This is a genomic window from Burkholderia sp. WP9, assembly GCF_900104795.1.
GTDB lineage: Bacteria > Pseudomonadota > Gammaproteobacteria > Burkholderiales > Burkholderiaceae > Paraburkholderia.
This window is the reverse complement of the sequence record NZ_FNTG01000001.1, coordinates 2977582-2998945: the sequence shown is the minus strand read 5'-3', so window position 1 is coordinate 2998945 and position 21364 is coordinate 2977582. Positions and strand designations below refer to the sequence as shown.

The following is a 21364-nucleotide window of genomic DNA, read 5'->3' as shown; positions in this document are numbered from 1 at the left end:
GCGGTGCTCAGGCGGCGAGTCGGGAAATGTCGGCGACGCAGTTCATCTGCTGATGCAGTGCGCCGAGCAGGGCCAGACGGTTGGCGCGCAACGCCGGATCTTCGGCGTTGACCATCACGTCGTTGAAGAACGTGTCGACCGGTTCGCGCAACGCGGCGAGCGCAGTGAGCGCACCCGTGTAATCGCGTGCGGCCAGTTGCGATTGCACGCGCGGCGCGACCTGTTCGAGTTGCGCATGCAAGGCTTTTTCCGCCGCTTCGACGAGCAGCGTGACTTGCACACCGCCGGTCGCCGCGCCTTCCGACTTCTTCAGGATGTTCGAGATGCGCTTGTTGGCCGCCGCGAGCGAAGCCGCTTCAGCCAGCGACGCGAATTCGCGCACGGCATCCAGACGCGCGACGATGTCGTCCAGACGCGTGGGATTCAGCGCCAGCACCGCGTCGATCTCGCCGACTGCATAGCCGCGCTCGCGCAGCAGACCGCGCAGGCGGTCCATGCTGAACTCGTAGATCGCTTGCGTCGAATCGGCGACGTTCGGCACCGCGGCGAATTGCGCGTGAGCCGTGCGCAGCAGTTCGACCAGATCGACCGGCAGTTGCTTCTCGACGAGAATGCGCAGCACGCCGAGCGCGTGACGGCGCAGCGCGAACGGGTCTTTCTCGCCGGTGGGTTGCAGGCCGATACCCCAGATGCCGACCAGCGTTTCGAGCTTGTCGGCGAGCGCGACGACGGTGCCGGTTGCGGTGGTGGGCAACGCGTCGCCGGAGAAACGCGGCTGATAATGTTCCGAGCAAGCGAGCGCGACTTCTTCCGGCTCGCCGTCGTGGCGCGCGTAGTACGTGCCCATCGTGCCTTGCAGCTCGGGGAATTCGCCCACCATGTCGGTGATCAGGTCGGCCTTGGCCAGACGCGCGGCGCGCTTTGCAAGCGCCACGTCCGCGCCGATCAGTTCGGCAATCGCGCCGGCCAGCGCTTCAACGCGCTCCACGCGTTGCAGCGCCGAGCCCAGCTTGTTGTGATACACCACGTTCGCGAGCAGCGGCACGCGATCGGCGAGCGTCTTTTTCTTGTCCTGCTCGAAGAAGAACTTCGCGTCGGCCAGACGCGGACGCACCACGCGCTCATTGCCTTCGACGATATCGCCCGGCGTGGCCGTTTCGATATTCGACACGATCAGGAAGCGCGAACGCAGCTTGCCGTTCGCATCGGTCAGCGCGAAGTATTTCTGGTTGGTCTGCATGGTGAGGATCAGGCATTCCTGCGGCACTTGCAGGAATTCGTCCTCGAAACGGCACGCGTAGACCACCGGCCATTCAACCAGCGAGGTCACTTCGTCCAGCAGCGATTCCGGCATCACTACCTGGTCGCCGTTGGCTTGCGCGAGCAGATGCGTGCGGATGGCGGCCTTGCGGTCGGCGAAATTCGCGACCACGCGGCCTTTGTGCAGCAGCGTCTCGGCGTACGAATCCGCGTGCTGGATCTGCACGAAGCCTTCGGATAGGAAGCGATGGCCGAGCGTGGTGTCGTCGGCGTCGATGCCGAGCGCGCTCACCGGCACGACCTGTTCGCCATGCAGCGCGGTCAGGCGATGCGCCGGACGCACGAACTGCACATTGGTGCCGTCCGGGCGCTGATAGGTCATGACCTTCGGAATGGGCAGCTTGGCGAGCGTTTCGTCGAGCGCGCCTTGCAGGCCTTCGGCGAGCGTGGCGCCGGGCGCGGCGTAACGCAGGAAGAAGGCTTCGGCCTTGCCGTCCTGCGCGCGCTCCAGGTCGTTCACCGAGAAATCGGGGAAGCCGAGCGCGGCCAGTTTCTTGGCGAGCGGCGCGGTGGGCTGGCCGTCTTTATCCAGCGCGACAGAAACCGGCAGCACTTTTTCGCGCACGTGTTTTTCCGGCGCGACCGCGCGCACGTTTTTGATCGTGACTGCGAGGCGGCGCGGCGTGGCATAACGTTCGAACGACAGTTCGCCTTCGACCAGGTCGCGCGCCGCGAGGCGCTGCGCAATGCCTTCGGCGAAGGCGTCGCCGAGACGCGCGAGCGCTTTGGGCGGCAGTTCTTCGGTCAGCAGCTCGACGAGCAGGGTAGCTTGATGGGGTTGAGTCATTTCCTGGTGTTCTCGTCTCGTCAGTCTTGGTCGATCTTGCGTTCGACTTTCAGCGGCGGCGCCCATGCGGGCATCGCGGCGTCCTGTTCGTCAGTCGTGAGGCCGGGCACGCCGTGCACCGGATTGCCGAGCATCGGGAAGCCGAGCTTTTCGCGCGAGTCGTAGTAAGCCTGGGCGACCAGCTTCGACAGCGCACGAATGCGGCCGATATACGCCGCGCGTTCCGTGACCGAAATGGCGCCGCGTGCGTCGAGCAGGTTGAACGTGTGGCCGGCCTTCAGCACGAGTTCATATGCCGGTAGCGCGATCTGTGCTTCGATCATGCGCCTGGCTTCGGCTTCGTAGCTGTTGAAGATCGAGAACAGCAACTCGACGTTCGCGTATTCGAAGTTGTAGGTGGACTGCTCGACTTCGTTTTGATGGTAGACATCGCCATAAGTGAGGCGGCGCAGTTCCGGGCCGTTCGGGCCTTGCTCTTCCCACTCCGTCCAGACGAGGTCGTAGACGTTCTCGACCTTCTGCAAATACATGGCGAGGCGCTCGAGGCCGTACGTGATTTCGCCGAGCACTGGCTTGCAGTCGAGACCGCCGACCTGCTGGAAGTAGGTGAACTGGGTCACTTCCATGCCGTTCAGCCACACTTCCCAGCCGAGACCCCAGGCGCCGAGCGTGGGATTTTCCCAGTCGTCTTCGACAAAGCGCACGTCGTTCTGCTTCAGGTCGAAGCCGAGGGCTTCGAGCGAGCCGAGGTACAGGTCGAGGATATTTTCCGGCGCCGGCTTGAGCACCACCTGGTACTGGTAGTAATGCTGCAGACGGTTCGGGTTCTCGCCGTAGCGGCCGTCTTTCGGGCGGCGCGACGGTTGCACGTATGCCGCGCGCCACGGCTCGGGACCGACCGCGCGCAGGAAAGTATGGACGTGGGAGGTGCCCGCGCCGACTTCCATGTCGATCGGCTGGAGCAATGCGCAACCCTGCTTGTCCCAGTAGGACTGCATTGTCAGGATGATTTGCTGAAACGTGAGCATGAAGTGCCTTTCGGGCATGGGGCCGCGCCGTGAGCGCCGAAGCGCGCCGGGCTGGCCGTGGAGCGAAGTGCTAAACCAGAGATTTTAACGGAAAGGGAGGGGGGTGTCCGTTTTGCGGGGTCGGACGGGAGTTCAACGGTTCTCTGAATGACGAAGGGCCGCGTGGTGCGGCCCTTCGTCATTAGTGTGCGTCATAGCGCGCGCATCGGCAGGCCGATCACGTCGCCGCCAACTCCACCTTCGGCGAGAACGAATCGCTTTGCGCCACCGGCCAGTACTTTTCGAACAGCGAGTAACGGTAATTGCCGTTGAGCAGGTCGTTCGGATCGAGATACTTCAGCAAGTCCGACATGAGCCGCACCTCATGCGACGACACGCGCCGCACGATGTGATGCGCGCGCAGTTCCGCCGGATGCTTCAGCCCCGCGGCCTGAATGATTTCCTTCAGCGCATGCAGCGTGTTGTGATGAAAATTGAAAACACGGTCGGCCTTGTCCGGCACCACCAACGCGCGCTGGCGCACCGGGTCTTGCGTCGCGACGCCGGTCGGGCAACGCCCAGTGTGGCAGGTCTGCGCCTGAATGCAGCCCACCGCGAACATGAAGCCGCGCGCCGCATTGACCCAATCGGCGCCGATGGCAAGCGTCTTCGTGATATCGAACGCGGTGATCATCTTGCCGCTCGCGCCGATGCGGATGCGCTGGCGCAAGCCGATGCCCACCAGCGTGTTATGCACCAGCAGCAGCCCTTCTTGTAACGGCACGCCGACGTGGTCGGTGAATTCCAGCGGCGCCGCGCCGGTGCCGCCTTCCGCGCCGTCCACCACGATGAAGTCCGGCAGGATGCCCGTTTCCAGCATCGCCTTCGCAATGCCGAAAAATTCCCATGGGTGCCCGATGCACAGCTTGAACCCGGTCGGCTTGCCGCCCGACAGCGTGCGCAGACGGTCGACGAATTCGAGCAGACCGCGCGGTGTGGAGAACTCTGAGTGCGTGGCCGGCGAGATGCAGTCGCGGCCCATCGGCACGCCGCGCGTTTCGGCGATTTCCGGCGTGATCTTGGCCGCCGGCAGCACGCCGCCGTGACCCGGCTTCGCGCCTTGCGAGAGCTTCACCTCGATCATCTTCACTTGCGGCTCGGCGGCCTGTTTCGCGAACTTCTCCGCGCTGAAAGTGCCGTCGTCGTTGCGGCAGCCGAAGTAGCCCGAAGCGATTTCCCAGATGATGTCGCCGCCGTGCTCGCGGTGATACTTCGACATCGAACCTTCGCCGGTGTCGTGCGCGAAGTTGCCTTTCTTCGCGCCGAGGTTCAGCGCCATGATCGCGTTCGCCGACAGCGAGCCGAAGCTCATTGCCGAGACGTTGAAGATCGACATCGAATAAGGCTGTGCGCGGTCCGGTCCGACTACGACGCGAAAGTCGTGGTGATCGAGCACGGTGGGCGCGAGCGAGTGGCTGATCCATTCGTGCGAGACGGCCTTGACGTCGAGCTCGGTGCCGTACGGTCGGCTGTCGACGTCGTTCTTCGCACGCTGGTAGACGATGCTGCGCTGAGCGCGCGAAAACGGCTTTTCGTCGGTATCGCCTTCAACGAAATACTGACGGATTTCCGGCCGGATGAATTCGAACAGGAAACGGAAGTGCCCCCACAGCGGATAGTTGCGCAGGATCGCGTGACGCTGCTGCGTCAGGTCGAACAGGCCGAGCGCGACCAATGCAAGCGGCACGATGATCCAGAACCACGAGATGTGATGCGTGGCGGCGAGCGCCGCGCAGACCACGAGTAGCGCGGCTGCGCACCACATGGCGAGATAACGTCGAGAAAACATGGGGACTCCGTTGCAGTGAGGATCGTCACGGCGGGATCGCCAACGCCGTTGGCGCAGGCGGAATCCGTCGTGAAGGAAGACGGGCGACTGCTTGTCATGGCGAAGCGGGCTGCCGTTGGAAGTGCGAACGCATGAATGCCGCGACCGGGTTCAGACGTGAACGCGCGGCGCGTACGGCGACGCGCTGTATGACTCATCGATTGAAAGCATGGATCAGCGGGTGGTAAGCAATGCCGCTTGTTGCGGCTGGCGTGAGACCGGCTGGCCGGTTACCGCATGTTCGATGATGCCGCCGCCCAGGCACACGTCGCCATCGTAGAGCACGGCGGATTGCCCCGGTGTGACAGCCCATTGCGCCGTGTCGAAATTCAGCTCGAAGAGGCCTTCGCCGGCCCCCGCCGAACTGAACGTGCACGGCGCGTCCGCTTGCCGGTAGCGGGTCTTCGCGCCGCACGCGAAGCCGTCCGCCGGCGGCTCGCCCGCCACCCAGCTCGTGTTGCCCGCGGACAGCGTATGGCTCAGCAGCCACGGATGGTCGTGGCCCTGCGCAACGTACAGCGTGTTCGACGGGATGTCCTTGCCGGCCACGAACCACGGCTCGCCGCTGCCGTCCTTGCTGCCGCCGAGGCCGATGCCCTTGCGCTGGCCGAACGTGTAGAACGCGAGGCCGATGTGTTCGCCGACCACTTTGCCCTCGGTGGTTTTCATCGGGCCGGGCTTGGTCGGCAGATAGCGGTTCAGGAAGTCGCGGAACGGCCGTTCGCCGATAAAGCAGATGCCGGTCGAGTCTTTCTTCTTCGCATTGGGCAGCGCGATCTGTTCGGCGATTTCGCGCACCTTGGTTTTCGGAATCTCGCCGAGCGGAAACAGCGTTTTCGACAACTGCGCCTGATTCAACCTGTGCAGGAAGTAGGACTGATCTTTCGTATGGTCGAATGCCTTCAGCAGTTCGAAGCGGCCATTGTTCTCGCGCACGCGAGCATAGTGGCCGGTCGCGATGGTTTCCGCGCCGAGCGACATGGCGTGATCGAGGAACGCCTTGAACTTGATTTCGGCGTTGCACAGCACGTCCGGATTCGGCGTGCGGCCGGCCGAGTATTCGCGCAGGAATTCGGCGAACACGCGGTCCTTGTATTCGGAGGCGAAGTTGACCGCTTCGACGTCGATGCCGATCAGGTCCGCCACCGAAACCACGTCGATCCAGTCCTGCCGCGTCGAGCAGTACTCGCTGTCGTCGTCGTCTTCCCAGTTTTTCATGAACAGGCCGACCACGTCGTAGCCCTGTTCCTTCAGCAGCCACGCGGTAACCGACGAATCGACGCCGCCCGACATGCCTACTACGACTTTCTGCTTGCTCATAAGATGCTCACTGGGTGCTGCGTGACTTCATGGATCGTGGGTGGGCCGCTCGTGACGGCTGCCGCGATATGTACTGTTTTTACTGTTTGGGCCCGACCGAATGCGTGTGCACGAAGTCGAGCGGGAAACGCCGGCCCGCGAGGTAGTCGTCCAGACATTGCATGACGAGCGGCGTGCGGTGCCGTTCGGGACAGGCGCGCAATTCGTCGGCGCTCATCCACAACGTGCGGACGATGTCGGGGTCGAGCGCGCGCTCCGTGTCCGGTTCGCCGCCCGGGCCGCAATAGGTGAAGCGCAGGTAGGTCACCCCGCCTGCCGCGCCCTCGCTGCCGGGACGCTCGAAGTGGGTCATATACATGCCCACCAGTGCCACGGGCACGAACGGATGGGCGGTTTCCTCGAGCGTTTCGCGGATCACGGCTTCAAGCAGCGTTTCGCCCGCTTCCAGATGGCCCGCGGGCTGATTCAGGCGCAGGCCCTCGGCGGTATGTTCCTCGACCACGAGGAAGCGCCCGTCACGTTCGACGATGGCCGCGACGGTGACGTGCGGCAGCCAGGTTTCCGGTTTCATGGGTGCGCATTTTACCGTTTATGGGCTTCGCTTGCCGGGAAGCTGGCGGCGCGCGGCGCCCGGTCTTGGCCATTCGTGGCCCGCCACGACGCAGCCTGCATCCGCCAAGGCCCCCCGCATTGTCCCCGATTTCGGCGCGGCGTCCGTTTCGGTTAAAGTGAGGCGTTAGCCGTTGCACTTGCAAGCCGGCGTGCCTCGTCGGCGGATCTGTCGTAAAACAGGAAGTCGAGGAGGAACAACGATGCACATCGGAGTGCCAGCCGAGACGCGCGCGCACGAAACCCGCGTCGCCGCGACGCCCGAGACGGTCAGGAAGTATGTGAGCCAGGGCCACCGGGTCACGATCCAGAGCGGCGCCGGCACCGGCGCAAGCTTTCCAGACGATGCTTTTACGGCCGCCGGCGCGGAGATTGTCGACGCCGCGACCGCTTTCGGCGCCGATCTCGTCCTCAAGGTTCAGTCACCGACCGACGCCGAACTGCCGCTGCTGAAGCGCGGCGCGACGCTGGTCGGCATGCTCGATCCTTTTAATGCCGAAAACTCATCAAAGCTGGCGGCTGCGGGCATCACCGCGTTCGCTCTGGAGGCCGCGCCGCGCACGACTCGTGCGCAAAGCCTCGATGTATTGAGTTCACAGGCGAACATTGCCGGCTACAAGGCAGTGCTGCTGGCCGCCACGCTCTATCCGCGCTTCATGCCGATGCTGATGACCGCCGCCGGCACCGTGAAGGCGGCGCGCGTGCTGATTCTCGGTGCGGGCGTGGCCGGTTTGCAGGCTATCGCAACGGCCAAGCGTCTGGGCGCGGTGATCGAAGCGTCTGACGTTCGTCCAGCGGTGAAAGAGCAGATCGAATCGCTCGGCGCGAAGTTTCTCGATGTGCCTTACGAAACCGATGAAGAGCGCGAAGCCGCGCAAGGCGTCGGCGGCTACGCGCGGCCGATGCCGCCATCGTGGCTCACGCGCCAGTCGGCGCTGGTCCATGAGCGTGCGAAGCAGGCCGACGTGGTGATCTCCACCGCGCTGATCCCGGGCCGCGCCGCACCGACCTTGATCTCGGTCGACACCGTGCAGGCGATGAAACCCGGCTCCGTGCTGGTCGACCTCGCGGCAGGACGCGGCGCCGAGTACGAAGGCCGGCGCGGCGGCAACTGTCCGCTCACCGAAGCGGATCAGGTGGTGATCAGGCATGGCGTGACGATCGTCGGCTATACGAATCTGGCCTCGATGGTCCCCGCCGACGCGTCCTCGCTCTACGCGCGCAACCTGCTCGACTTCCTCAAGCTGATCATCACGAAGGAAGGCGCCCTGAACATCGATCTCGCGGACGATATCGTCGCGGCCACGCTGCTGGCCCGTGATGGTGAAGTCACGCGCAAGACCTGAAGCGACAACTACTCTGGAGAACGGCGATGGAAGTCATCAACCACACCGTCATCAACCTGATCATCTTCGTGCTGGCGATCTACGTCGGCTACCACGTGGTCTGGAACGTCACGCCCGCGCTGCACACGCCGCTGATGGCCGTGACCAACGCGATCTCTGCCATCGTGATCGTCGGCGCAATGCTCGCTGCGGGGCTGACTTTAGGCACGCCCGGCAAATTCTTCGGCACGCTGGCCGTCGCGCTCGCGGCGGTCAACGTGTTCGGCGGCTTTTTAGTCACGAGGCGAATGCTCGAGATGTTCCGCAAGAAAGAGCCGAAGAAGCTGATCGCAGACAAGACGGCCAAGGAGAACGCGTAATGAGTCTGAACGTCGTCACGCTGCTTTATCTGGTCGCGTCGGTCTGCTTCATTCAGGCGCTCAAGGGGCTGTCCAATCCTAAAACCGCACGCATCGGCAACACCTTCGGCATGGTCGGGATGGCGATCGCGATCCTCACCACCGTCGCGCTGATCGTCAAGCAGGCGAACGGGCTCGGCTCGAACCTCGGCCTGGGTCTCGGTCTGCTGCTGGTCGCGCTGGTGATCGGCGGCGCGGTCGGCGCGTTCGTCGCCGCGCGCGTCGAGATGACCAAGATGCCGGAACTGGTCGCGGCGATGCACTCGCTGATCGGTCTGGCCGCCGTATGTATCGCGTATGCGGTGGTGTCGGAGCCGTCCGCGTTCGGTCTGGTCGATCCGGAGAACACCGCGCCGGGCTTCCTGCCGTATGGCAATCGCGTCGAACTGTTCATCGGCACGTTCGTCGGCGCGATCACGTTCTCGGGTTCGGTGATCGCGTTCGGCAAGCTGTCGGGCAAGTACAGGTTCCGGCTGTTCCAGGGCGCGCCGGTCGTGTATGCCGGGCAGCATCTGATCAACCTGCTGCTCGCGCTCGCGATGCTCGGCTTCGGCGTGATCTTCTTTCTCACGCAGTCGTGGCTGCCGTTCATCATCATGACGCTGATCGCCTTCGTGCTCGGCGTGCTGATCATCATTCCGATTGGCGGCGCGGATATGCCAGTGGTCGTGTCGATGCTGAACTCGTATTCGGGTTGGGCGGCGGCGGGCATCGGCTTCTCGCTGAACAATCCGATGCTGATCATTGCGGGCTCGCTGGTCGGCTCGTCCGGTGCGATTCTGTCGTACATCATGTGCCGGGCGATGAACCGCTCGTTCTTCAACGTGATTCTCGGCGGCTTCGGCAACGAACCGGGCGCGGCTGCAGCGGGTGGGTCGGCTGAGCAGCGTCCGGTGAAATCCGGTTCGGCCGATGATGCAGCGTTCATGCTCGGCAATGCCGAAACCGTGGTGATCGTGCCGGGTTATGGCCTCGCCGTCGCACGTGCGCAGCATGCGTTGAAGGAACTGACCGACAAGCTGGTCGAGAAAGGCATCGAGGTGAAGTACGCGATTCACCCGGTGGCCGGCCGCATGCCTGGGCACATGAACGTGCTGCTCGCCGAAGCCGAAGTCGCCTATGACATGGTCTACGAAATGGACGACATCAACGGCGAGTTCGGGCAGGTCGACGTGGTGCTGGTGCTCGGCGCGAACGACGTGGTGAACCCGGCGGCGAAGAACGATCCGAAGTCGCCGATCGCGGGCATGCCGATTATCGAGGCGTACAAGGCGCGCACGGTGATCGTCAACAAGCGGTCGATGGCAGCAGGCTACGCCGGTCTCGACAACGACCTGTTCTACATGGACAAGACGATGATGGTCTTCGGCGACGCGAAGAAGGTGATTGAGGATATGGTGAAAGCGGTCGAGTAAAGCTGCTTGAAATGAGTTCGCGGTTTGCCTCGCCACGGCAAACCGCGCTCGTCACTTCGGCTTCGCATTCACATGCCGCAACAGATCCGCAAGCCGTCTGCCTTCCTGATCCGGATACTGTTCGCGCACCTGAAGATTCTGGATCTTCTCCAGTCCGAAATTGCGGAAATCCCCGCGCAGTTCGCACCATGCGCCGAGCGTCCAGCGCGCGCCCCAGTAGGCGAGCGCAAGCGGCCAGACACGGCGCTCGGTCGCCGCGCCGTTCACATCGACGTAAGCAAAGCTCACCACGTGCCGCGTGTCGATCGCGCGATGCAGCGCGTCGAGTTGCGCGGAAAAATCCCCCTTGATGTGAAACGACGGCGCGAAGACCGCCAGCCTTTCCAGCGCCGCGCGTTTGTCGGCGGGCATGGCCGAGGCGATTTTGGCGAGCGCCCCGCGCGCGCCGCCCGCGAAACCGGTGCCACCCCACGATTCGAGCATGCGCGCGCCCGCGGCGAGCGCGGCGAGTTCGTCGGCGGTGAAGGTGAGCGGCGGCAAACTCGCCGTGCGGCTCAAGCGGTAGCCGATGCCGGCTTCGCCTTCGATCGGCACCCCTGACAGTTGCAGATCGCGTACATCGCGATAGACCGTGCGCAGCGAGATGTTGAGCCAGTCGGCGAGCTGCTGCGCGGTGGTCAGACGCCGTCCGCGCAGCAACTCGGCGATCTGGAACAGGCGGTCGGCGCGGCGCGTCATCGTGGGCGTTGTGTAGAAGAGAACGGGGACAGTCCCGCGATGATAGCGCCGCATGCCGCGCTCCGGTCAGCGTCGGTGCGCGGCGCGTGGTGGCCACCGCGCAACGACGTCGAGTTGCTTAGCCGTTGGTCCGCGAATGCAGGCCGAGGCGGTTGCCCTCGGTATCGGTGAAGAACGCGATATAGCCGATGTCCTGCGGCAGCTTGATCACCGGGCCGTCGGTTTTGCCGCCGGCTTTCTCGACTCGCGCGAGCACGGCGTCGACGGTCGGCTGCGCGTTCAGGTAGACGAGCACGCCGTCGCCGGTCGGCGTCATCGACGGACTGTGGACGATCGCGCCGCCGGTGGCCGGTTCTTCATAGCCGAACACGGCGATCGGCTGGCCTCCGATGTCCTGCACGTTCAGTTTGACGTCGAGCGCGGCTTCGTAGAAACGAACGGCGCGATCGAAATCGACGGACGGAATCTCGAACCATGCAACAACTTTGGATGCTGCGGACATGTCACTCTCCTATGGATGGCGGGTAAGCCGTGCAAAGCGCCGGATGGCGTGAGAGGGAGTGTGCGGCGGTGCTACTGACAGCGTGGTGTCAGTAGGGGTGGCAGGAGCGAGCAAAGAAGTGGCGGGGCTAAAGCATACGGCAGGCGAAAAAAAGCCGCGAGGCCGGTTCACGGCTCGCGGTTTTTATCGCCTTGCAGCGGTGCTGGAAACGATCGGTCTCAAGCCGCCGGCGTATCGGTTTGCGGCCGCTGCCGCACGCTGCCCGCAATCAGGTCGAAACGGAACAGGCGGCATTCGAGCGCGCCGTTAAAGAGCGGCGTCTTGGTCGATTCACGCAGGCGCAACTGTCCCGGCAACTTGCGATCCGACGTCAGGATGAACGCATGCCAACCGGTGAAGCGTTGCTTGAGCGCGTCGCCGAGCGAATGGAAGAATTCGCTATCCGGCGTTTCTTCCTGAGCGCGGCGAAAGCCCTCATCTTCGCGGCTCTCACGATTGCCCCGGCCTTCGCGTAGCTCGCCGCGCGCGTTACGTCCGCGCACTTCGATCCGTTCGCCATAGGGCGGGTTGGCGACGAGAATGCCCGCGGCGGAACTGGGCGGCGTCATGTTGCGCGCGTCGATCTGCTTGAGCGGAATTGACGGCAGGCCGGCACGCTGGAAGTTGGCGCGCGCCTTGTCGAGCATGTCGCCGGAAATATCGCTGCCAAAGATCTGCAGATCGGCACGCGAGTTACGCGCGGCATGTTTCGCGTCGAGCGCGGCGGCCTTGAGCGCTTGCCAGGTCTTGGCCTCGTATTGCTTGAGCTTTTCGAAGCCGAAGCGGCGTTCCGCGCCCGGCGCGATATTCAGCGCCACCTGCGCGGCTTCGGCGAGGAACGTGCCGCTGCCGCACATCGGGTCGTACAGCGGCGTGCCGGCGGTCCAGCCGGTCAGACGCAGAATGCCCGCGGCCAGATTCTCGCGCAGCGGCGCCGCGCCCTTGTCGAGGCGCCAGCCGCGCTTGAAGAGCGGATCGCCCGAGGTGTCGAGATAAAGCGTGCAGTCGGTGGCGGTGAGAAACGCGAACACGCGCACGTCGGGCATGGCGGTGTCGATGCTCGGACGCGCGCCGCTGACTTCGCGCAGACGGTCGCAGATCGCGTCTTTCACACGCAGCGTGGTGAATTCCAGGCTGCGCAGCGGCGATTTGATCGCGGTGACGTCCACGCGCAGCGTTTCGTTTGCGGAGAACCACTGTTCCCAACGCTGTTCAACCGCGAGCGCGTAAATGTCCTGCTCGCTGCGATACGGGCGATGCGCGATTTTCAGCAGCACGCGGCTCGCGAGGCGCGAATACAGGTTGGCGGCCATGCCGGCAGCCCAGCCTCCGCGGAAATGCACGCCGCCCGGCACTTGTGCGCCGGCCGTGAACGGCGCGCCGTTCAGGTGCTGGGCGGCAATTTCGGCGAGTTCAGCCGCGAGCGAGGCTTCAAGGCCGCGTGGGCAAGGGAGGAAGAAATCGAAGGACATTGAGGTTGCCGGAAGGCGTTGAATAAGGCGCTATTGTACGCGGTCGGGCTGAGCCGCCATGCGCGATCGTCTGGCGGCAAGCCGCGCCCGCTTGCGCGGCGGCGCGGCGAGCGCTTGCCGGCGCGAGCCGCTAGCGGACTGCGCGGGCCGCGTTGGCCGTTTTTGCCGGCCAGACCAGCTCCAGCGGATGCCGGAATACCCGTTGCCAGATCGCGCCGCGCAGCGAGCGCACCGCGTTGCGTCGCAAGTCGCGCGATTTCACCGCCATATAGAAGGCGAGCGCGAAACTCACCGCCACATTGAGTATCGCCATGCTGCCGACACCCGCCACTGCCCACCACAACTCCGGCAGCTTCAGAGCGTCCTTGCCGAGCACGCCGAGCGCGACGCCGATCGAACCGGCGCTGAGCGTTACGTGCCGCACTTCGAAGGAGAACGCGAACGCGGTGAGAATCGCCGGCACCAGGCCGAGCATCAGCCCGAGCGTGATATTGCCGACGACTCCGGCCACATTCGCGCGGCAGAACCGTGCGATCCGGTTGGCGCCGGCCGCGCCGAGCGTCAGGCGCAGACGGCGGTTGTAGGCGAGGGCGTCGGCGACGCGATGCAGCACGAACCAGTTGTCCGCCCAACCCGCGAGCAGGCTGGACGACCACAGCAGCACGCCGGTCAACGCGGCATAGAACGGCGTGGGCCCCCAGAGCGAGAAGGAATGCAGCGTGGCGTGCGCCTTCGCCGGTGAAATGATGTCGGCGTGAAACAGCGCGTGCCACAGCAGTTGCACGCCGAGGCTCACGGGGAACACCAGCAGCACGTTGCCCAGCACCGCGGCGGCCTGGGTGCGCATCAGCGCGGTCACCGAACTGACGAAACTGTCGACCCCTGCCGGCGTGCCGACACCGTCGAGTTCCCGCGCGAGCGTCGGCGCGGTCATGGCCGGCTGCTTGGTGGCGAGCGAGAAATGCAGAAAGTGCATCAGCAGGAAGCTGGCCGCGTAGTTGATGCCGGCGAGCAGCCCTTCGAACATCGCCTGAAAATGCGCGCCCGTAATGGCGAATTTCACGCATACCGTGACGACGGTGACGAGGCCGCCGCCGGCCGCCATGCGCAGCATCTTCAGATATTCGGTGCGATCGCGGGCGATGTAGTGCTCACCCGTATCGGCGCTGTATTCGACGACCTTGCGCGCCAGCAGAGAAAAATTGCTGCGCATGAGATGCGCGACGCTCTGGCTCGCATGATTCGCGTCGACGAGTTCGGCGGTAAGACGCGCGCCGGCGTGCGGATCGTCGTGCGCCATCCATGCATTGAGCAGATGCTCGGCGCGCACGATCCGCATGCGCATCCGTTCGACCTGGAACACGATGTCGACGCTCACGCCGTTGCGATAGAGGTGCGCGAAGACGTTGTCGGTCGCGCCGCGGCATTCGTCGAGCAGCAGCCGCAGATAGTTGACCTCGTGCAGCAGCGGGTCTTGCGGGGCGCCCGCCACGAACGCCTGATGCGCGGCTTCGACGGCGAGCATCGCACGCGTGAGCCGGTAGAACGGCTGCTTTTCCATCGCGACGCGCATGTCGCTGGCCTCGTGGGCGTCATGGCCGTCGCGTCCACGGTGCGCGTGATCGAAGCCGTGCTCGTCCGGATCGGCTCCGCCCAAACGGCTGCGCACGGTTTGCGACAGGCCCGTCGAGCTGATCTGGCAGGTCAGGTTATGCAGCGCGGCCAGCAGGTCGAGCGAAAACGGCGTGGCGTCGCGTTGTTCGTCTTCGTCCGCCGCGTAGTCGAAAAGCGCGTGAATGCGGATCAGCAGATCGGTGGGAAGCGCGCCGATCCATTCGGCGTCCCGCTCCGAGCTGAACATGAGCGTGACGATCGCGGTGAGGTCGCGCCGGTTCGGCGCGGGCGGAATCAACGCTGCTTCGAGCCGCTCGAACAACGCACCGAAGAAGCCCGAATGCACGGGCATGCCGGCGTCGCACAGCAGCGAAAGGCCGTCGCTCTCGCGCAGCAGAGCACGCAGAATGCCGGCGACGTTGGCCTTCCAGACGGGGTTGCGATCCAGCACATGCAGGAGGTAGCGGATTCGCGTGTGCGCAGGGATCGAGTGGCTAGCGGTGTCTTCAGCGGTGGCGCCGGATTGGACCACGCGGCCCCGGCGAATCCAGTGAGCGAGTTCGATCAGCCACTCACTGCGCTCCGGATAGGGGGCAGTGCGGTCGGCGATCGCCAGCAGCGAATCGAGCTGGTGACCGCCGTCGCGCGAAGCGCGCCATTTCCTGATGAGTCGTTTGAGCGAGTCGAACACTTCAGGCGCCGGCTCCCGCAGCGCTGTCCGCTGAAGGACACGCCGGCACTGCCGCGCTCACAGTCGCTCCTTTGGCCGAGGAAGAGGTCGCCTTGGCGCCTTGACCTTGCGGAGCAGCGGCAGCCATGGCCTGTACCGCTGAAGCCACCTGCACGGAAATCCGCTGCAGCGCGCGCCGATGCCCGTCGACCAGCGCGTCATACCCGCCGCTCACCGGTTCGCTGACCACGCTGCGGCACGTCATCACCGTGTTGCTGCGTACCGCGCGAACGCTCCACACCGCGTCGATCAACGCATGCGAACCCGGCCATGACTCGAAGCGCTGCACGTTCATGCTGACCCGATACACCGGCGTGGCATCCGGGTGCGCGGTGCCGAACACGTCGATCGTGTTGAGCTGCTGCGTCAGACTCGTCGACAACGCACGCCGGATCTCGTCGCCGGGCAGTGAGGCCCAGCGCTCTTCCTCGAGCACTTTGACCTGCGTCGGTCCGGTTTGCACGACCAGTTGATTCTTCGACACCTGCGGCGGCACGTCGATCGGCGCGACTTCGATCAGCCACGCGGGCGCAGCCGCCGTGCGGGCGCTGACCGGCGCGGCGGCTCCGGCAGCGCTATCCGCTCCCAGCGTATAAAAGCGGCTCGACGGCGACGAGCACGCCGCGAGCGTCACCAGTCCGGCCAGAGCGCCGGCAAGAACGGCGCCGCGCGCGAACCCGCGCGGCGGGCGAGGAAGCCGGGCAAGCATCATGGTTTATCTCCTGTTTTACCGCGCAACAGCGATTCGGGATGGCGCTCCAGATAATCCGACAGCGCATTGAGCGACTGCAACGTGCGCGTCAGTTCCTGCAGCGCCTGATGAACATCGGACTGCAACGGCGAGTCCTGCTGCAACGTCGCCTCAGCCGAACCGAAGGTTTGCTTCGCCGCCGCGAGCGTATCGCGGGCCTGCGGCACCACTTCCTTGTCGAGTCGCGTGAAGAGCTGATCGGCATTCTTCAGCGCACTGTTGAGGTTGTTGCCGATCTGGTCGAACGGCACCTTGTCGAGCTTCTTCGCGATGTCGGCGACCTGGAGCTGCAACTCGTCGAGCGTGTTCGGAATGGTCGGCAGTTCGAGCGGATCGCTCGCCACGTCGACGGTTGCCGGCGGCGCCTTCGGGAAGATGTCCACCGCCACGTACAACTGGCTCGTAATCAGATTGCCGGTGCGCAACTGGCCGCGCAAACCGTGTTTGACGAGCTGTTGCAGCATGGTTTGACCCGCGAGGCTGCCCGGTGCCGGCGCGGTTTCGCGGAAGCGCCTGCCGAGGCGGTCCGGATAGAGGTTCATCGTGACCGGCATGGTGAAGCTGCGCGTCTTCGGATCGTAGTCGATGCCGATGTTGGTCACCTGCCCCAGCACGATGCCGCGGAAATCGACCGGTGCGCCGATCGACAGGCCACGCAGCGACTGGTTGAAGTTCATCACCACGCGCAGCGGCACGCCGTCCGGCTCGCGCATCGCATCGGCTTCATCCGAACCGAGGCGGAAGGTCATGTTGTTCGGCGCCTGCGCGCCCACGCCTTGCCCCGGCGGCGACTGGAACGACAGGCCGCCCACGATCACCGTGGCGAGCGACTGCGTGTTCAGCTTGAAGCCGCTGGAATCGAGCCGCAGATCGACGCCGCTCGCATGCCACCAGCGCGAATTGGTACCGACGTACTGGTCGAACGGCGCGGACACGAAGACCTGCATGGTCACGCCGGTGCCGTCCTTGTCGAGCGAGAAGCCGACCACCTGGCCGACCTGCACGCGCCGGTAGAAGATCGGCGAGCCGATGTCGATCGAGCCGAGCGAGTCGCCGTGCAGCACGAACTGGTGACCCTTCTGGTCGCCGGTAATCGGCGGCGGCGTTTCAAGGCCGACGAAGTCCTTCTCGGTATCCGGCGAGTGCCCGGCGTCCGCACCGATATACGCGCCCGAGAGCAGCGTGGTGAGACCCGACACGCCGCTCGCGCCGACGCGCGGCCGCACCACCCAGAAGCGCGAATCCTTGACCGCGAAGTCTTCGCCTTCCTTGGTCAACTGCACCTGCACCAGCACGTGCGACAGATCTTTCGACAGCGTGATGGTCTTCACGGAGCCGACGTCGACGTCCTTGTACTTCACCTTGGTCTTGCCCGGTTCGAGCCCCTCGGCGCTGACGAAGCTGATCGTGATGGTCGGGCCTTTCGCGGTGACCGATTTGATCACGAGCGCGATGCCGATCAGCGCGGCGATCAGCGGAATCACCCAGACGAGAGACGGCAGCCAGCGGCTGCGCGGTTCGATTTCCGGGTCTGGGAGTTGGGGCGGCAGCTTCGGTCCGTTCGAATCGTTGCGCGGCGCATCGGAGGCGGGCGTCGGTTCTTGCGGGCTAGTCATGTTTGAGGTCCTGAGGTTTTTGGGTATTGCGCTTCACGCCGCCTTGCACGCCGCCTTGAACGCCGCCTTCCACGTGATCCCAGATGAGCCGTGGGTCGAACTGCATGGAGGCCAGCATGGTCAGAATCACCACCGAGCCGAAGGCGATCGCCCCCGGGCCGGCCGTAATGACGGCAAGCGATTTGAAGCGCACCAGCGCGACGGTCAGCGTGACGACGAACACGTCCAGCATCGACCAGCGCCCGATCCGCTCGACCATCCGGTAAAGCGTGATGCGCTGGTCGGGCCGCCAGCGCGAACGGCGCTGCGCCGTGATGGTGAGCAGCACCAGCACGCTCAGCTTGAGCATCGGCACCATGATGCTGGCGATAAACACGATCACCGCGAGCGGCCAGTCGCCCGAGGTCCAGAAGTAGACGACGCCGCTCATGATGGTGTCGTCTTCGGAGCCGAGCAGCGACGCCGTGTGCATCACCGGCAGCAGGTTCGCGGGAATATACAGGAGCGCGGCGGCAATCAGCAGCGCCCACGTGCGCATCAGGCTGTCGGGGTTGCGCGAGTGAAGGTGCGCGCCGCACCGTGAACAGTGCTGCGCCGTGACGGAGCGAATGCGCGGCTCGACGCGTCCGCACGCGTGGCAACTGACGAGGCCCGCGCGTCTCGCGGTGATGTATTTCATGGCGTGCTCATCCTCGACGTGGCACCGGCGGCACCGGCGGCAACGCGGTTGGCTCCGCGCCACGCACGTCTGGCGGAGCGGGCGGTCCGGCGACCGAGTTGACGGCGGCGGCCGCGCTGTCGGCGGAAGTGCGCGGCAGCGGCCGTTGGTCGCGGGCGCCCAGTTCGTCGGCGAGGTCCCACAGAATGCGCGGATCGAACGTGACCACCACGGCGAGCATCAGCGTGAGCACGCCGAACGCAAACAACGCCGCCTCGGGAATCACGCGCGCGAGACTCACCATCTTCACGATGGTGATCAGTATCCCGAGCATGAAGACTTCAATCATGCCCCACGGGCGCACGAATTGAATGGCGCGCAGCACCCGGTTGAAGGCGCGCGGCACATAGCCGGCGCGTAACGGAATCAGCACATAGAGCAGTGCGACGAGTTCGGTCAGCGGGAACAGGATGGTCGAGCAGAACACCATGACCGCGACGATCTGCATGTCCTCGTCCCACAGCGCGACGAGCGCGCCGAACAGCGTAGTCTGCGACGTGATGCCGTTGGTTTCGAGTTCGACGATCGGGAAGCCCTGCGCGATCAGGAAGGTGATCAGCGCGCCCAGCGTCATGGCGCTGATGGCGTCGAGCTTGCGGGAGACGCCGCGATAAAGCGTAGCCCCGCAGCGCGGACAGCGCGCGAGCGTGCGCCCGACAAGCCGGGGTTTGTGGAACAGCGTATCGCACTCATGGCACGCGATCAGGTTGTCATGTTCCATAGGGCAAAGGGCTGACAGTGTGAGGGGAAGCGTGCAATGCCCGTTTCTTTGGCAGGTCTGATGAAAGTGTGGAGCAATAGTACCAAAGGCGCCCCGCCGTCGCACCGGCTGTTGCGCCGAGGTCGGATTGTGACGATTGTGAGCCAGGGCGCACGACGGCGGGCGGTTAATCCTACATTGCATCCGTCTAGCTCTGACAGCCTCCGTCCCTAATTGTTCAATGCGTGCGGCATGGGCGCTGAAACTCCGCGTGGGCGGCCTCCGGCAACGCTCTGCCAGTTTTTTCCGGTTCGGGTAGCATGGCCGCCTTGGCGCGTGTCGCCGCAGGCATTGTCCGTTCAGATGAACCGATGCCTTGCGCATCGGCATCCGGAATATTCACGCGGACTGCGCCGTTAACCTCTCTTAGCTTGCGTTGACCTGTCATGGCACTCAATCCTTCATTCAGTAGCCGGGAATCGTATTCGCCGACTGCCATTGCCCTGCATTGGCTGATCGCGCTGCTGATCGTATGCGGCTTCGCGCTCGGCTGGGTGATGACCGATATCCCGGGCTTCACGCCCACCAAGCTGAAGTATTTTTCGTGGCACAAGTGGATCGGCGTGACGGTATTCGCGCTCGCCGTCCTGCGCATTCTGTGGCGCGCCACGCACGCGGCGCCCGTGATGCCCCGCCGCATGCCGGTCTGGCAGCGTGGCGCGGCGCATCTCGTACACGTGTTGCTGTACGTGCTGATGATCGCGATTCCCGCTTCGGGCTACCTCTATAGTTCGGCGGCCAACGTGCCGGTGGTGTACCTCGGGCTGATTCCGCTGCCGCGCCTGATCGCGCCGGACCCGCACCTCAAGGAACTGCTGAAGAACGTGCATATCACGCTGAATTACACCCTGCTCGTGCTCGTCGCGCTGCACGTCGCGGCCGCGCTCAAGCATCAATGGCTGGATCGCGACGGTCTGCTTTCGCGCATGCTCCCTTTCCTCAAATAAGGACAACCATGAAGGTTTCGTTTTATCGCTACATGCTCGCCGCCTTTGCCGCGGCCTCGTTGACCGTGGCCGGCAGCGCCATGGCGCAAGTCGACGTCGCGAAGAGTTCGGTGACGGCCACGTCGAAACAGATGAATGTGCCGGTGGAAGGCAAATTCGGTAAATTCACCGCGCAGGTCAAGTTCGATCCGGCAAAACCGGCCGACGGCAGTGCGCAGTTCAGCATCGACGTGGCCAGCTACGATCTCGGCGACGAAAGCTACAACGACCAGGTGCGCGGCAAGGACTGGTTCGACGCGAAGACGTATCCGAGTGCCACTTTTGTCTCGAGCGCGATTGCGCCGGCCGGCGGCAACCAGTTCAAGGTGACCGGCAAGCTGACCATCAAGGGCAAGTCGCAGACCGTGGTGGTGCCGGTCACCGTGTCCCAGCAGGGCGCGGTGCAAACCTTCGACGGTTCACTCCCGATCAAGCGCTCGCAGTTCGATATCGGCACCGGCGAATGGAAAGACACCTCGGTGGTCGCCGACGAAGTGGTCATCAAGTTTCATATCGTTGCAGCACATAAGTGACGTTCGCCGCGCCGCTCGGGCGGGGCAGCTTTTTTCTGGAACCTGGGAGCACGAATTGAAAACATCCATGTTGATCGCCATCGGCGCGCTCGCTTCTTCTTTCTCATTGGGCGCGTTCGCGGCGGCCGATACCTATCAGCTCGACCCGACCCACACGTATCCGAGCTTCGAGGCGGATCACTTCGGCGGTCTTTCGGTGTGGCGCGGCAAGTTCACCAAGAGCTCCGGCACGGTCACGCTCGACCGTTCGGCTAAAACCGGTACCGTCGACGTGACGGTCGATCCTGCTTCGATCGACACCGGCAACAGCAAGCTCGACGAGCATCTGAAGACGGATGCGCTGTTCGATGTCGCCAAATATCCTTCGGTGACGTACAAGGGCACCGAGATCAAGTTCGACGGCGACAAGCCGGTCGAAGTGATCGGCAATCTGACGATGCACGGTGTCACCAAGCCGCTGAATCTGAAGATCGAGTCGTTCAAGTGCATGCCGCATCCGGTGCTCAAGCGCGAGGTGTGCGGGGTGGAAGCGAGCGCCCATTTCAACCGCGCTGACTACGGCATGGATTTCGGCGCCAAATACGGCTTCAATATGGATACCAAGCTGCATATTCAGGCCGAAGGCATCAAGCAATAAATGCTTAACCCGTCTGCCGCGTGCGGGTATTGAATCGCACGACCGTTGCGTCGCAACAAAAAAACCGCTTCGTTCGCTTTGGCGACGAAGCGGTTTTTTATTGGCCGCCTGAGACGCCGAAAGCCTTATGCAGCGGCATAGCGCAATTTCGCACTCGCGCCGTATTAATTTTTCGGGT

General features: G+C 64.2%; 20 protein-coding genes. 6 read left to right on the top strand and 14 right to left on the bottom strand.

Translation table 11 applies throughout. The annotated features are described in order from the left end of the window. Nucleotides 1–7 precede the first annotated feature (7 nt). From glyS to BLW71_RS13255, 5 genes are all read right to left on the bottom strand, one after another. Nucleotides 8–2107, bottom strand: coding sequence for a glycine--tRNA ligase subunit beta (gene glyS, locus BLW71_RS13275; protein WP_091796713.1), 2100 nt, complete (start codon nucleotides 2105–2107; stop codon nucleotides 8–10). A gap of 20 nt (nucleotides 2108–2127) precedes the next feature. Then, the gene (gene glyQ / locus BLW71_RS13270; RefSeq protein WP_091800811.1) at nucleotides 2128–3135 is read right to left on the bottom strand and encodes a glycine--tRNA ligase subunit alpha; all 1008 of its coding nucleotides are present in this window, start codon (nucleotides 3133–3135) and stop codon (nucleotides 2128–2130) included. 217 nt (nucleotides 3136–3352) lie between these two features. Further along, nucleotides 3353–4963 carry an FMN-binding glutamate synthase family protein gene (locus tag BLW71_RS13265; RefSeq protein ID WP_091796712.1) on the bottom strand — a complete coding sequence of 537 codons (1611 nt, stop codon included), beginning with the start codon at nucleotides 4961–4963 and terminating at the stop codon, nucleotides 3353–3355. Between the two features lie 213 nt (nucleotides 4964–5176). Next, the gene (gene mnmA / locus BLW71_RS13260) at nucleotides 5177–6322 is read right to left on the bottom strand and encodes a tRNA 2-thiouridine(34) synthase MnmA (protein ID WP_091796711.1); all 1146 of its coding nucleotides are present in this window, start codon (nucleotides 6320–6322) and stop codon (nucleotides 5177–5179) included. A 79-nt stretch (nucleotides 6323–6401) separates the two neighbouring features. Beyond that, the gene (locus BLW71_RS13255; RefSeq protein ID WP_091796710.1) at nucleotides 6402–6893 is read right to left on the bottom strand and encodes an NUDIX hydrolase; all 492 of its coding nucleotides are present in this window, start codon (nucleotides 6891–6893) and stop codon (nucleotides 6402–6404) included. Between the two features lie 241 nt (nucleotides 6894–7134). Between BLW71_RS13255 and BLW71_RS13250 the strand changes: the two genes are divergently transcribed. The 3 genes from BLW71_RS13250 to BLW71_RS13240 are packed head-to-tail and all read left to right on the top strand — an operon-like array spanning nucleotide 7135 to nucleotide 10090. Beyond that, a complete protein-coding gene (locus BLW71_RS13250) occupies nucleotides 7135–8277 on the top strand; it encodes a Re/Si-specific NAD(P)(+) transhydrogenase subunit alpha (protein WP_091796709.1) in 1143 nt (380 codons plus the stop codon). A 26-nt stretch (nucleotides 8278–8303) separates the two neighbouring features. Continuing rightward, the gene (locus BLW71_RS13245; RefSeq protein WP_074763055.1) at nucleotides 8304–8636 is read left to right on the top strand and encodes an NAD(P) transhydrogenase subunit alpha part 2; all 333 of its coding nucleotides are present in this window, start codon (nucleotides 8304–8306) and stop codon (nucleotides 8634–8636) included. Next, nucleotides 8636–10090, top strand: coding sequence for an NAD(P)(+) transhydrogenase (Re/Si-specific) subunit beta (locus BLW71_RS13240; protein WP_091796708.1), 1455 nt, complete (start codon nucleotides 8636–8638; stop codon nucleotides 10088–10090). Before BLW71_RS13245 ends, BLW71_RS13240 begins: the two co-directional genes overlap by 1 nt. 51 nt (nucleotides 10091–10141) lie before the next feature. Here the strand turns inward: BLW71_RS13240 and BLW71_RS13235 are convergent, their stop codons facing one another. From BLW71_RS13235 to BLW71_RS40885, 9 genes are all read right to left on the bottom strand, one after another. Beyond that, nucleotides 10142–10882, bottom strand: coding sequence for a helix-turn-helix transcriptional regulator (locus BLW71_RS13235; protein WP_091796707.1), 741 nt, complete (start codon nucleotides 10880–10882; stop codon nucleotides 10142–10144). 64 nt (nucleotides 10883–10946) lie between these two features. After that, entirely contained in the window at nucleotides 10947–11330 is a 384-nt protein-coding gene (locus BLW71_RS13230) for a VOC family protein (RefSeq protein ID WP_091796706.1), read from the bottom strand. 218 nt (nucleotides 11331–11548) lie between these two features. Then, complete coding sequence (locus BLW71_RS13225; protein WP_091796705.1) at nucleotides 11549–12841, bottom strand: THUMP domain-containing class I SAM-dependent RNA methyltransferase; 1293 nt, start codon at nucleotides 12839–12841, stop codon at nucleotides 11549–11551. Between the two features lie 130 nt (nucleotides 12842–12971). Next, the gene (locus tag BLW71_RS13220) at nucleotides 12972–15146 is read right to left on the bottom strand and encodes a site-specific recombinase (protein ID WP_091796704.1); all 2175 of its coding nucleotides are present in this window, start codon (nucleotides 15144–15146) and stop codon (nucleotides 12972–12974) included. Nucleotide 15147: 1 nt separating this feature from the next. Further along, nucleotides 15148–15897 carry a PqiC family protein gene (locus tag BLW71_RS13215; protein WP_091796703.1) on the bottom strand — a complete coding sequence of 250 codons (750 nt, stop codon included), beginning with the start codon at nucleotides 15895–15897 and terminating at the stop codon, nucleotides 15148–15150. Beyond that, the gene (locus BLW71_RS13210; protein WP_091796702.1) at nucleotides 15894–17552 is read right to left on the bottom strand and encodes a PqiB family protein; all 1659 of its coding nucleotides are present in this window, start codon (nucleotides 17550–17552) and stop codon (nucleotides 15894–15896) included. The genes BLW71_RS13215 and BLW71_RS13210 overlap by 4 nt, the downstream gene beginning before the upstream one ends. Beyond that, nucleotides 17545–18231: a paraquat-inducible protein A gene (locus BLW71_RS13205; RefSeq protein WP_091796701.1), complete on the bottom strand. Its 687-nt coding sequence runs from the start codon at nucleotides 18229–18231 to the stop codon at nucleotides 17545–17547. Before BLW71_RS13205 ends, BLW71_RS13210 begins: the two co-directional genes overlap by 8 nt. Before the next feature lie 7 nt (nucleotides 18232–18238). Then, nucleotides 18239–18991, bottom strand: a complete 753-nt coding sequence (locus BLW71_RS13200) for a paraquat-inducible protein A (RefSeq protein WP_091796700.1) — start codon at nucleotides 18989–18991, stop codon at nucleotides 18239–18241. A 217-nt stretch (nucleotides 18992–19208) separates the two neighbouring features. Further along, on the bottom strand, nucleotides 19209–19418 hold the full coding sequence (locus BLW71_RS40885) for a hypothetical protein (protein WP_143048331.1): 210 nt from the start codon (nucleotides 19416–19418) through the stop codon (nucleotides 19209–19211). Between BLW71_RS40885 and BLW71_RS13195 the strand changes: the two genes are divergently transcribed. The 3 genes from BLW71_RS13195 (at nucleotide 19417) to BLW71_RS13185 (ending at nucleotide 21186) form a co-directional block, all read left to right on the top strand. Further along, nucleotides 19417–19977 carry a cytochrome b gene (locus BLW71_RS13195; protein ID WP_091796699.1) on the top strand — a complete coding sequence of 187 codons (561 nt, stop codon included), beginning with the start codon at nucleotides 19417–19419 and terminating at the stop codon, nucleotides 19975–19977. The two genes, BLW71_RS40885 and BLW71_RS13195, sit on opposite strands and share 2 nt — an antisense overlap. An 8-nt stretch (nucleotides 19978–19985) precedes the next feature. Further along, nucleotides 19986–20549, top strand: coding sequence for a YceI family protein (locus tag BLW71_RS13190; protein WP_091796698.1), 564 nt, complete (start codon nucleotides 19986–19988; stop codon nucleotides 20547–20549). A gap of 67 nt (nucleotides 20550–20616) precedes the next feature. Next, nucleotides 20617–21186 (top strand): YceI family protein, encoded by a 570-nt coding sequence (locus BLW71_RS13185; protein WP_091796697.1) that lies wholly within the window; start codon nucleotides 20617–20619, stop codon nucleotides 21184–21186. Nucleotides 21187–21364: the final 178 nt, after the last annotated feature.

Excerpts from the sequence above, each read along its gene's own strand:
- BLW71_RS13255 (WP_091796710.1), bottom strand. The coding sequence starts at position 6,893 with ATGAAACCGGAAACCTGGCTGCCGCACGTCACCGTCGCGGCCATCGTC.
- BLW71_RS13245 (WP_074763055.1), top strand. The coding sequence starts at position 8,304 with ATGGAAGTCATCAACCACACCGTCATCAACCTGATCATCTTCGTGCTG.
- BLW71_RS13215 (WP_091796703.1), bottom strand. The coding sequence starts at position 15,897 with ATGATGCTTGCCCGGCTTCCTCGCCCGCCGCGCGGGTTCGCGCGCGGC.
- BLW71_RS13265 (WP_091796712.1), bottom strand. The coding sequence starts at position 4,963 with ATGTTTTCTCGACGTTATCTCGCCATGTGGTGCGCAGCCGCGCTACTC.
- BLW71_RS13195 (WP_091796699.1), top strand. The coding sequence starts at position 19,417 with ATGGCACTCAATCCTTCATTCAGTAGCCGGGAATCGTATTCGCCGACT.
- BLW71_RS13190 (WP_091796698.1), top strand. The coding sequence starts at position 19,986 with ATGAAGGTTTCGTTTTATCGCTACATGCTCGCCGCCTTTGCCGCGGCC.
- BLW71_RS13200 (WP_091796700.1), bottom strand. The coding sequence starts at position 18,991 with ATGGAACATGACAACCTGATCGCGTGCCATGAGTGCGATACGCTGTTC.
- BLW71_RS13235 (WP_091796707.1), bottom strand. The coding sequence starts at position 10,882 with ATGCGGCGCTATCATCGCGGGACTGTCCCCGTTCTCTTCTACACAACG.
- BLW71_RS13185 (WP_091796697.1), top strand. The coding sequence starts at position 20,617 with ATGTTGATCGCCATCGGCGCGCTCGCTTCTTCTTTCTCATTGGGCGCG.
- BLW71_RS13210 (WP_091796702.1), bottom strand. The coding sequence starts at position 17,552 with ATGACTAGCCCGCAAGAACCGACGCCCGCCTCCGATGCGCCGCGCAAC.
- BLW71_RS13230 (WP_091796706.1), bottom strand. The coding sequence starts at position 11,330 with ATGTCCGCAGCATCCAAAGTTGTTGCATGGTTCGAGATTCCGTCCGTC.
- glyQ (WP_091800811.1), bottom strand. The coding sequence starts at position 3,135 with ATGCTCACGTTTCAGCAAATCATCCTGACAATGCAGTCCTACTGGGAC.
- BLW71_RS13225 (WP_091796705.1), bottom strand. The coding sequence starts at position 12,841 with ATGTCCTTCGATTTCTTCCTCCCTTGCCCACGCGGCCTTGAAGCCTCG.
- mnmA (WP_091796711.1), bottom strand. The coding sequence starts at position 6,322 with ATGAGCAAGCAGAAAGTCGTAGTAGGCATGTCGGGCGGCGTCGATTCG.
- glyS (WP_091796713.1), bottom strand. The coding sequence starts at position 2,107 with ATGACTCAACCCCATCAAGCTACCCTGCTCGTCGAGCTGCTGACCGAA.
- BLW71_RS13205 (WP_091796701.1), bottom strand. The coding sequence starts at position 18,231 with ATGAAATACATCACCGCGAGACGCGCGGGCCTCGTCAGTTGCCACGCG.
- BLW71_RS40885 (WP_143048331.1), bottom strand. The coding sequence starts at position 19,418 with ATGACAGGTCAACGCAAGCTAAGAGAGGTTAACGGCGCAGTCCGCGTG.
- BLW71_RS13250 (WP_091796709.1), top strand. The coding sequence starts at position 7,135 with ATGCACATCGGAGTGCCAGCCGAGACGCGCGCGCACGAAACCCGCGTC.
- BLW71_RS13240 (WP_091796708.1), top strand. The coding sequence starts at position 8,636 with ATGAGTCTGAACGTCGTCACGCTGCTTTATCTGGTCGCGTCGGTCTGC.